8 protein-coding genes are annotated in these 9,730 nt (G+C 71.9%); 3 read left to right on the top strand and 5 right to left on the bottom strand.

Going from position 1 to position 9,730, the window contains the following annotated elements; all coding sequences use genetic code 11:
- Nucleotides 1-99 precede the first annotated feature (99 nt).
- Nucleotides 100-1,689 (top strand): peptide chain release factor 3, encoded by a 1,590-nt coding sequence (locus GVN67_RS25935; protein WP_160000215.1) that lies wholly within the window; start codon nucleotides 100-102, stop codon nucleotides 1,687-1,689.
- Between the two features lie 12 nt (nucleotides 1,690-1,701).
- Here the strand turns inward: GVN67_RS25935 and GVN67_RS25930 are convergent, their stop codons facing one another.
- Nucleotides 1,702-2,904, bottom strand: a complete 1,203-nt coding sequence (locus GVN67_RS25930; protein ID WP_235035504.1) for an oxygenase MpaB family protein — start codon at nucleotides 2,902-2,904, stop codon at nucleotides 1,702-1,704.
- Between the two features lie 38 nt (nucleotides 2,905-2,942).
- Nucleotides 2,943-4,535, bottom strand: a complete 1,593-nt coding sequence (locus tag GVN67_RS25925; protein ID WP_160000214.1) for an ABC transporter substrate-binding protein — start codon at nucleotides 4,533-4,535, stop codon at nucleotides 2,943-2,945.
- A 119-nt stretch (nucleotides 4,536-4,654) separates the two neighbouring features.
- Between GVN67_RS25925 and GVN67_RS25920 the strand changes: the two genes are divergently transcribed.
- On the top strand, nucleotides 4,655-5,710 hold the full coding sequence (locus tag GVN67_RS25920) for a ketopantoate reductase family protein (protein ID WP_235035503.1): 1,056 nt from the start codon (nucleotides 4,655-4,657) through the stop codon (nucleotides 5,708-5,710).
- The gene (locus GVN67_RS25915; protein ID WP_160000213.1) at nucleotides 5,707-6,462 is read left to right on the top strand and encodes an SDR family NAD(P)-dependent oxidoreductase; all 756 of its coding nucleotides are present in this window, start codon (nucleotides 5,707-5,709) and stop codon (nucleotides 6,460-6,462) included. The genes GVN67_RS25920 and GVN67_RS25915 overlap by 4 nt, the downstream gene beginning before the upstream one ends.
- Before the next feature lie 208 nt (nucleotides 6,463-6,670).
- Here the strand turns inward: GVN67_RS25915 and GVN67_RS25910 are convergent, their stop codons facing one another.
- From GVN67_RS25910 to GVN67_RS25900, 3 genes are read right to left on the bottom strand one after another with little or no spacing between them, the layout of a single operon-like run.
- Complete coding sequence (locus tag GVN67_RS25910) at nucleotides 6,671-8,131, bottom strand: M81 family metallopeptidase (protein ID WP_160000212.1); 1,461 nt, start codon at nucleotides 8,129-8,131, stop codon at nucleotides 6,671-6,673.
- Complete coding sequence (locus GVN67_RS25905; protein WP_160000211.1) at nucleotides 8,128-8,862, bottom strand: aspartate/glutamate racemase family protein; 735 nt, start codon at nucleotides 8,860-8,862, stop codon at nucleotides 8,128-8,130. The genes GVN67_RS25910 and GVN67_RS25905 overlap by 4 nt, the downstream gene beginning before the upstream one ends.
- A 5-nt stretch (nucleotides 8,863-8,867) precedes the next feature.
- Nucleotides 8,868-9,629 carry a hypothetical protein gene (locus tag GVN67_RS25900; protein ID WP_160000210.1) on the bottom strand — a complete coding sequence of 254 codons (762 nt, stop codon included), beginning with the start codon at nucleotides 9,627-9,629 and terminating at the stop codon, nucleotides 8,868-8,870.
- Between the last annotated feature and the right edge of the window lie 101 nt (nucleotides 9,630-9,730).

Here is a 9,730-nt window from a genome sequence, read left to right as displayed (position 1 = left end):
GGGGCCAGCCCCCCCCCCCCTGGCGCCTGAGTCGATTTCCGCCGCCGCCCGCGCTATACCCCCCGACCCCTCGTTCGAGACGACCCCGGAGCAGCCCAGTTGACCACCCCCGACACCCAGACGGCGACCGAGGCGCGGCGTCGGCGGACTTTCGCGATCATCGCGCATCCGGACGCCGGCAAGACCACCCTGACCGAGCAGCTGCTGCTGCTGGGCGGCGCCATCCAGATCGCGGGCGCCGTGCGGGCCAAGGGCGAGCGGCGGCGGACGCGCTCGGACTGGATGAAGATCGAGCAGGACCGTGGCATTTCGGTCGCGACCAGCGTCATGACCTTCGAATATGCCGGGCAGATCTTCAACCTGCTGGACACGCCGGGCCACGAGGACTTCTCCGAGGACACCTACCGCACCCTGTCGGCCGTCGACGCCGCGGTGATGGTGATCGACGCCGCCAAGGGCATCGAGGCGCAGACCCGCAAGCTGTTCGAGGTCTGCCGGCTGCGCGACATCCCGATCGTCACCTTCATCAACAAGATGGACCGCGAGGCCAGGGAGCCGCTGGAGCTGCTCGACGAGATCGAGAAGACCCTGGCGCTGGACGTCACCCCCGCCACCTGGCCGATCGGCTCGGGCAAGCAATTCTCCGGCGTCTATGACCGCCAGGACGCGACGCTGCGCCTGCTGACCGAGGGCGGCGAGCGCGACGAGAAGCTGTCCGGCCCCGACGACCCCCGCATCGACGGGCTGCTGCCGCATGGTCAGGGCCACCTGCTGCGCGAGGGGATCGAGGTCGCCTCGATGTACAACGACTTCGCGCTGGAAAGCTTCCGCGAGGGCCATATGACCCCGGTCTATTTCGGCAGCGCGCTGCGCGGCTTCGGGGTCAAGCACCTGCTGGACGGGCTGGCCCGCTTCGCGCCGCCGCCCTCCGCCCGCCGCGCCGATGTGCGGGTGGTGCAGCCGGAGGAGGAGAAGCTGTCGGGCTTCGTCTTCAAGATCCAGGCGAACACCGACCTGCAGCACCGCGACCGCGTGGCTTTCCTGCGAATCTGCTCGGGCAAGCTGCGCAAGGGCGCGCGCCTGAAGCAGGTGCGCACCGGCAAGTCGATCCCGGTCAACGCGCCGCTGTTCTTCTTCGCCAAGGAACGCCAGGTGGCGGAAGAGGCCTGGCCCGGCGACGTGGTCGGCATCGCCAACCATGGCGTGCTGCGCATCGGCGACACGCTGACCGATGGCGAGGAGCTGAACTTCCGCGGCGTCCCGAGCTTCGCCCCGGAAATCCTGCGCCGGATCCGGCTCGACGACCCGATGCTGGCCAAGAAGCTGCGCAAGGCGCTGGACCAGCTGGCCGACGAAGGCGTGGTGCAGGTGTTCCGCCCGCTGGATGGCAGCCAGCCGGTGGTGGGCGTGGTCGGCCAGCTGCAGCTCGACGTGCTGATGAGCCGGCTGCAGGCGGAATACAGCGTCCAGGTGGGCTTCGAGGCGACCAGCTGGTCGACCATGCGCTGGGTCGCGACCGAGGACCGCGTGGCGCTCGACCGCTTCCTGCGCACCGCGCCCAGCCAGATGGCCGAGGACCACGACAACGAGCCGGTGGCCTTCTTCAACTCCGAATGGGGCCGCAAGCGCTCCGAGGAAGAATGGCCGCAGCTGAAGTTCCTGGCGCTGCGCGAGCAGCACGGGGTCTAAGCCGCACGGAGCCTAAGCAGCCGGGCGGTCGCGCTCGGCATGCAGGTGGCCGGGCATGCGGTAGCTGATGCCCGTCGGGCTGTGGAACGAGACGTCCAGCATGCGCTGGAACTGGCCGAAGCGGCGATACCGCTCCAGCGCCGGGAACCAGCCGCGCAGCAGCCGCTCGGTCCGGTTGGTCAGCCGCAGCATGCCCAGCACGCCGAAGCGGCGGCTGGGCGGGTAGTTCAGCTGGTCGGCCAGCGTGTCGCCGATCAGCGCGCGGGAGACCTGGTAGATCCGCTTCGACAGCGCGCGGCGGGCGGCGGGCTCGGTGATGTCGGCCACGATCGGCGCCGAGTTGATCAGGTTGTTGGCCAGCAGGATGGATTCGATCCCCGGCGGCGGCTCGCACAGGATGCCGATGTCGCGCAGCCGCATCGCCTCCGCCTCGGTGGCGCAGGCCAGCGCCGGCGGCACCCCCATCAGCTGGCCGGCATAGCGCCAGACCATCATGAAGGATTGCCGCTCGGCGTCCGACAGCTCGACGCCCAGCATCCGCGCCCGCTGCAGCAGCAGGCCGGAGAAGCTGGCGGTGGCATAGCCGATATGGGCGGCGCTCAGCGGCGTGCCCCAGGCCTGGCCCTCCCATTCGGGGGATTGCGCCAGCAGCTGGCGGATGCGGGCATGCATCAGCCGGATCCGCACCGACAGCCGCCAGCCATCGCCGTGCCGGTCCAGCCCGCCGGGCATGAAGATCTCGACCAGGTGCAGGTTGTTCTGCTTCAGCCGCCGCACGCCCTGGTCGACCAGCCGGCCGGTGATGCTGAAGGACTTGCTGATCAGGGTGGCGAAGCCCTCGATCAGCACGGCGGCGACGAAGGCGCCGATGAACATCTCGGAATTGCGGTGGAAGGCGCGGCAGCCGGGCAGGGCGGCGGCGGCGTCGAACCAGGGCGGCGCCGCCTCGATCCCGGCGAAGAAGTCGCGCAGGCCGGCGGGCGCGCTGTCCAGCGCCGCCGGGCCCTGCTCGACGCCGAGGCGCAGCCAGTCGCGCTGCTGCTCGGCCGGATAGGGCAGCAGCAGCGCGGTGACCGCATCGGCCTCGGGGTCGCCCAGCGTGGTGTGGCGCAGATAGGTCTCGGCCATGGCCGGGTCCGCCAGCCGGGCCCGGGCATAGCCGGGCTGGTAGTCGTCGGGGATCAGCATCGCGGCGGCGGCCTCCGGGCCGGGCAAGGGGGGCGGGGCGCCTGGCGCCCCGCCCCGGTCGGCATTCAGCGCGCCCGGATATGGAAGGCCAGCGTCTCCTCGTCCGTCCGTGGCGTGAAGGTCAGGTTGGCGCGCCCGGCCCAGACGGTGGGCAGGATGACGATGGGGATCTGGCCCGCATCGGCGACCGCCTTGGCCTGGATCTCCTGGAACAGGGCGCGGCGCTTGTCGTCGTTCAGCGTGCCCATGGCCTCGGCGATCATCTTGTCCAGCTCCGGGTTGGAGTAGCTGGAGACGTTGAAGGCGCCGTAGCGGCCGCCGGGCCCTTCCTTGGTGTGGATGAAGGAGGAGACGGCATAGCCGGCCTCGCCGGTCAGCGTGCCCCAGCCGGCCATGGTCACCGGATAGTCGCCGCGGGTGCGGGCCGCGAAGAAGATGGTGCGCGGCTGGGCGTTGACCTGCACGTCGAGGCCGACACGGGCATAGAGCTGGCCCAGCGCGGTGCAGGTGGCGCCGTCGCCCGGCAGCCGGTCGGAGGAGCAGAACAGCGGGAAGCGGAAGCCGTTCGGATAGCCGGCCTCGGCCAGCAGCGCCTTGGCGCGGTTGACGTCGGTCGGCAGGCGCGGCGGGTTCGGGTTGGCGCCGAACATGCCGGACGGCATCAGCTGGTAGGCCGGCGTCGCCGTGCCCTCGAAGACCGACTGGGCGATGGCCTGGCGGTCGATCGCCAGCGACAGCGCCTGGCGGACGCGCAGGTCGCGGAACGGGTTGCGCGGCAGCGTCTGCCCCGCCTTGTCGGTGATGCCGCGCAGCGCCGGCAGCGACATGTCCTCGCGCAGGTCGGGATAGAGGATGAAGGTGTAGATGCTCTCGCCCTGGTAGAGCGTCAGGTTCCGCTCGCGCTTCAGCCGGGTGATGTCGGAGACGGGGACATAGTTGGCGAAGTCGACGCGGTTCGACAGCAGCCCGGCGACGCGGGCGGCGTCGTTGCTGATCTCGACCAGGGTGACCTTGGACCAGGGCGCCTCGCCGCCCCAGTAGCCGGGGGCGCGCTCCATCACCAGGTCGCCACGCGGCGTCCAGGAGACGAACTTGAAGGGACCGGTGCCGATGGCCGCGGCGCCGCTGTTGAATTCCGGCGCCTTCGAGGTGGCCGCGATGCCGCCGGAGACGATGAACAGCCGCGTCATGTCCTGCGGCAGCGCGGCATTGGGCACATTGGTGCGGATCCGCACCGTGTGGTCGTCGACGATGTCCACGCCGACGATGCTGCGGGTGTAGATGACCAGCCCGCCATCCGGGCCGGCGGCATCCTTCACCCGCTCGATCGAGAACTTGACGTCGGCGGCGGTGAAGGGCCGGCCGTCATGGAACTTGACCCCCTGCCGCAGCTTGAATTCCCAGGTCAGGTCGTCGACCGCGCGCCAGGAGACGGCCAGCGCCGGCGAGACCTGCAGCTTCTCGTCGACGGCCACCAGGCTGTCGAAGATGTTGCGCAGCGCCGCGGCGTGGTTGCCCAGCGCCATGAAATGCGGATCGATCCCCTCTGGCCCGGCGCGCACGCCGATGCGCAGCTCCTGCGCCTGGGCGGCGGGCAGGGGGGTGGCGGTGGCCAGAGCCAGGACGGCTGCGGCCGAGAGCAGTATTCTGCGAAGCATTGACGGAAACTCCCCGATCTTTCAGCGTCCCTCGGGCCAGAGGGTGCGGGGCAGGCGTGATTCCGGCAAGGGCCGAAGCGCGAAAACCGCACCGCTGCAGGCTAGAGAGATCGAGACCCATGGCGAACAAGGCTGACAGCGCGGCGGCGGAGGGGTTGTCCGGCCCCATCCTGGTCTGGGGGGCGGGGGCGATCGGCGCCACGGTGGGCGCGGCGCTGGTCCGCGCCGGCCATGCCGTGGTCTTCGTCGACATCGAGGCCGAGCATGTCGCCGCCATCCGCGACCCGAAGCGCGGCCTGGTGATCGAGGGGCCGGTGGAGCACCACACGGTGCATGCCCCGGCCCACCTGCCCGGCGAATTGAAAGGCACCTTCCGGCGCATCCTGCTCTGCGTGAAGGCGCAGCACACGGAAGCCGCGGCGCAGGCCCTGCTGCCGCATCTGGCGGCGGAGGGCTATGTCGCCTCGCTGCAGAACGGGCTGTGCGAGCAGATCATCGCGGGCGTGGTGGGGCCCGAGCGCACCATCGGCGCCTTCGTCAATTTCAGCGCCGACTGGCTGGCCCCGGGCCATGTCCTCTATGGCGGCCGCGGCGCCGTGGTGGTGGGCGAGCTCGACGGCAGCGTGACGCCGCGGCTGGAGGCGCTGCACCGGCTGCTGGCGCTGTTCGAGCCGCGCGCCGAGCTGACCCGCGACATCGGCGCCTATCTCTGGGGCAAGCTGGGCTATGGCTCGATGCTGTTCGCGCAGGCGCTGGGCGAGAAGGGCATCGCCGACGCGCTGGCGCGCCCCGAGCTGCTGCCGCTGTGGCGGGCCCTGGGCACCGAGGTGATGCAGGTGGCCGCCGCCGAGGGCGTCTCGCCCAAGGGCTTCAACGGCTTCGACCCGGCCGCCTTCCAGCCTGATGCGGCGCCGGAAGCGGCCGAGGCCAGCGTCGCCGCCATGGTCGCCTTCAACCGGCCCAACGCCAAGACCCATTCGGGCATCTGGCGCGACCTGTGGGTGCGCCAGCGCAGCACCGAGGTCGATGCGCAGCTGGCGCCTGTGGCCGCCCTGGCCGCGAAGCATGGCATCGCGGCGCCGGCGCTGACCGCGCTGATCGCCGCCATCCATGACTGCGAGGCCGGCCGCCGCAAAATGGACGACCGCAACCTGACGGAGCTTCTCAGCGCATGAACATCCGCTTCGACGGGGTGGTGGTGGCCGTGACCGGCGCCGGCCACGGCTTCGGCCAATTGGTCGCCCGCGACTTCGCTGCCATGGGGGCGCGGGTCTTCGGCTGCGATCTTTCTGCGGATGAGCTGGCCGAGACCGCCAAGGGCACGACCATCCAGACCGAGGCCTTCGACCTGACCGCCCCCGGCGCCGCCCGCGCCTGGATCGGCCGGGTCGAGGCCGCCGCCGGCGGCCCGATCGGCGTGCTGGTGGCCAATGCCGGCGGCGTGCGCGGCCAGGTGATGCGGCCGGTGGAAGAGGTGCCGGAAGCCGATTGGCACGGCATCTTCGACATCAACCTGCATGCCTGCTTCAACCTCTGCGCCGCGGCGGTGCCGGGGATGAAGCAGGCGGGGCGCGGCAAGATCGTCACCATCTCGTCGGGGGCCGGGCTGCAGCGCAGCCTGACCGGCATCCAGGCCTATTGCTCGGCCAAGCACGGGCTGGTCGGGCTGACCCGGCAGCTGGCCAGCGAGCTCGGCCAATACGGCATCAACGTGAACTCGGTGGCGCCAGGCTTCATCCCGTCCAACCCGGCCTCCATCGCGCAATTCGCAAGCTACGGCGAAGAGGGGCAGAAGCGGCTGCTGGACAGCATCGCGCTTCGCCGCGTCGGCGAGCCGCAGGACATCGCCGACGCGGTGACCTTCCTGGCCAGCGACAAGGCGAAGTGGATCTCGGGGCAGATCCTCAGCGTGGATGGGGGGAAGTAGGCAAGCAGCGGGGGAGGGCGCATTCGGGGTTTTGCCCGGATCTCCGATTCGCGCTGACTTGATTCATGTGTCCCCGGTCGAACGGCCGGGGGCGTTTTCGCATGTCCGCAACGGCGCGCGAGACCCTGATCAGGGTTGGCAGCTTCGCCGGCCGCCATCGGCCTCATCAAGCCGCAAGGCGCATTCAATGAGGCGCTGAGCCAAAGGACTACCGCGCGAAATAGCCCCGCGGCACATGCCGGAACGGCAGCGCGGCCAGGTCCAGCGCCGCCGGGCCGGGCGTGTCGCATTCCAGGATGGCGCTGCAGCGATCGGCAAACGCCGCCCGGAAATGGTTCTTGCCTTTATTCACCAACAGGCGCGTCGCCGACAGGTCGACGTCGTGCAGCGCGAAGAAGCCCGGGTCGATCGCGGCCTCCTTGCGGCTGGCGACCACGATCCGCACGGCGCCAACCCGCAGCACCGCCGTCGGGCCCAGATCGACCGGGGCGCCGCGCTCCATCGGGCCGCTGTTGGTGAAGCGGCCTTCCGTCAGTTTTTCGACGGTCGCCGTCGCGGGCACCGGGGCGCCGAAAGCCTCGGTGACCTGGCCGCCCAGCGCGACATCCAGCGTCGCGCCGACACCGGCCGTCGCGGCCCGCGCCACCAGCCCAGCGTCGTGCAAAAACGCAAAAACAGTCGGCACCGTCAGCCCGGCGGCCAGCACCACCCGCAGCAGCCCGGGCGTGTCGCAGATGCCGCCTGACAGCGGATTGTCCGCCGGGTCCAGCAGCGCCACCAGCCCCTCGGGCGCGGCGAGGGCCGTGGCCAGCGCTTCCTCCGGCAACGGCAGGGCAACGTCGAAACGGGCGCGGCGCGCGGCGATGGCATCGGCCAGGCGGCCGGCCGTCGCGGCGGCCAGCGCCGGCGACGTCGCGAAGACCAGCGCCCCCGGCCCGGCATGCGGGCTGTCGCCCCAGGCGAAGCCGCCCAGCAGCGAGGCGTCCAGCACCGCGCCGCCTTCGGTCTCGCGGGCTTCCTGCCAGACCTCGGCCATCGGGCCGCCGGCGTCGCGCATGTGGAAGCTGTGCAGCACCATCGGCCGCTTGGCCATCGCGCCATGCCCGCGCGGCGCGCCGTCGAGCATCCGCTCCAGCTGCGCCAAGGCCCGCAGCGCGGCGGCGTCCATGTCGACATGCGGATAGGTGCGGTAGATGCTGCCGCCATCCAGCAGCCCCGCCACCTCGGGCGACAGATTGGCATGCGGGTCGAAGCTGGCGACCAGCGGGACGTCGGGGCCGATCGCGGCGCGGACCGCGCGCAGCAGGGTCAGGTCGGCCTGCGGGTCGCTCTCGGTGACGCAGGCGCCGTGCAGCGACAGATAGACCCCGTCCCAGCCGCCGCCGCGCAGCCCTTCGACCACCTCGTCCAGCCATTGGGCAAAAACATCGTCGCCCATCGGCCCGCCGGGCTGGGCGCTGGCGCAGCGCAGGATCGTGGCGTCCCAGGCCGGGCGCTCTTTCAGGAAGGAAGCCAGGGCGCCGAGCTCGGTCGCCGTGCCGCGATAGCGCGCCACGGCGTCATCGCCGGCATTCCATTCGCGGCTCTGGAACGCGGCCAGGCCGGTGACGCCGGGGGTGAAGGAATTGCCCTCGAACCAGAGGCGCGCCACGGCGATCCGCTTGCTCACGCCGGCGATCTCTGCAGCAGCGCCGCCAGCGCCGGGCCGAGCCCGCTGGTCTCGCGCCCGCGCACCGGCGCCAAGCTGCCCGCATGCGGCCGCGCGACGCGCAAGCCTGCCAGCGCCTCGGCCAGCCGCACGCCGCATGCCATGCCGTCCAGCACCGGCACCGGCGCCGTCAGCCGCCCGGCCATGCCCGCCAGCGCCGCGCCGCCCAGCACCACCGCCTCGGCGCCCTGCGCCACCAGGCGCGCGATCGCCGCCTCCAGCAGCGCCGCCGCGGCGTCGGGGTCGCGCAAGGCCTCCTGCGGCGTGGTGGCGATGCCCTCGAGGCCCGCCAGGCGGGAAGAAAGCCCGTGCCGGCCGATCAGCTCGCGATAGGTCTCGACCCCGCCCAAGGTCACCAGCCCGAAGCGGGTGGCCAGCATGCAGGCGGCGAAGCAGGCGGCCTCGGTCATGCCGACCACCGGGCAGGGCATCACCTGCCGCGCCGCCTCCAGCGCCGTGTCGTGGCTGACCGCCAGCACCACGGCATCGACCTGGCCGGCATGCTCGGCCAGCAGCTCCAGCAGCGCATGGCCGGCGACGACGTTCTCCGCCCGGCTGGAGATCACCGCCGGGCCGAAGCGCGGGGTCGCCGCGATCACCTCGACGCCCGGGCTGGCCACGGCGCGGGCGGCCGCGGCGCAGAGCTCGGTGATCGCCTCGGTCGTGTTGGCATTGGCCACCAGGATGCGCATCGACGTCAGCCCGGCGGGTTCAGCACGGCGAAAGGCCCGTCTTCCATGCGCGACGGCTCGACCCGCAGCGGCAGCGCCGCCAGGCCCGGCGCGCAGCTGGCCCAGACGGTGAAAGGATTGACCCCGAGCAGGTCGCCCGGCCGCAGCGACACCTTCAGCCCGATCCCCGGCCGCGCCACGATGTCGTCCAGCGCCGCCAGCGCGCCGCCGGCCGCCGCCGGGTCGATCGAGGCGCGGTCCAGCCGGGCCGCGAAGACGCCGCCGGTGACGGCGAAGACCGGCAATTCGGCGCTGCCATCCCGCTGCGGCAGCGCGCGGTAGAAGACCTCGAGCGCCGCGCGGTCGGCCTTCAGCAATTCGTTGTGCAGCGCCGCGGCGGAATAGAGAAGAACGTCGGTGGGCTCGCGGCACAGCAGCAGCAGCGCGTCGCAGGCCTCGCTGTGGAACGGCCCGGAGGGCGGCGGCGCATGCACCGCCTGGCCGATCCGGCTGCCCAGCAGGCCGAGCAGGCTCGACACCTCCTCCGGCAACGGCAGCCCGCGCAACAGGGAGAAACCCAGACCATGCGCCAGCCGCTCCGCCAGCCGCGCCAGCAAGGGGCCCAGCCGCGGCAGCGACCCGCCCGGGGCGGCCAGCGCGGCCTCGATCTCGGCCGCCTCCTCGGCGCCCAGCGGCAGCATCCAGTCGGCCGGGCTCAGCGCGGCGCCGGTCCAGAGATGCGACCCCGTCTGCGGGGCGATGCGGCGGGGGGGCGTGTGTTCTGTCATCGCCCCAGATGATGGACCAAGGGGGCCGGAAACGCATCACCCCGATTTACCGCGGCCGCCCCCTTGCCCTGCCCCGCGGCTGGTCGCAGGCTGCCCGCCTC

It is taken from the genome of Roseomonas sp. 18066, from assembly GCF_902706185.1.
Taxonomy (GTDB): Bacteria; Pseudomonadota; Alphaproteobacteria; order Acetobacterales; family Acetobacteraceae; genus Pseudoroseomonas.
Note: the sequence above shows the minus strand (reverse complement) of the source record. Positions and strands in the feature narration are given on the sequence as shown.

Excerpts from the sequence above, each read along its gene's own strand:
- GVN67_RS25915 (WP_160000213.1), top strand. The coding sequence starts at position 5,707 with ATGAACATCCGCTTCGACGGGGTGGTGGTGGCCGTGACCGGCGCCGGC.
- GVN67_RS25905 (WP_160000211.1), bottom strand. The coding sequence starts at position 8,862 with ATGCGCATCCTGGTGGCCAATGCCAACACGACCGAGGCGATCACCGAG.
- GVN67_RS25900 (WP_160000210.1), bottom strand. The coding sequence starts at position 9,629 with ATGACAGAACACACGCCCCCCCGCCGCATCGCCCCGCAGACGGGGTCG.
- GVN67_RS25920 (WP_235035503.1), top strand. The coding sequence starts at position 4,655 with ATGGCGAACAAGGCTGACAGCGCGGCGGCGGAGGGGTTGTCCGGCCCC.
- GVN67_RS25925 (WP_160000214.1), bottom strand. The coding sequence starts at position 4,535 with ATGCTTCGCAGAATACTGCTCTCGGCCGCAGCCGTCCTGGCTCTGGCC.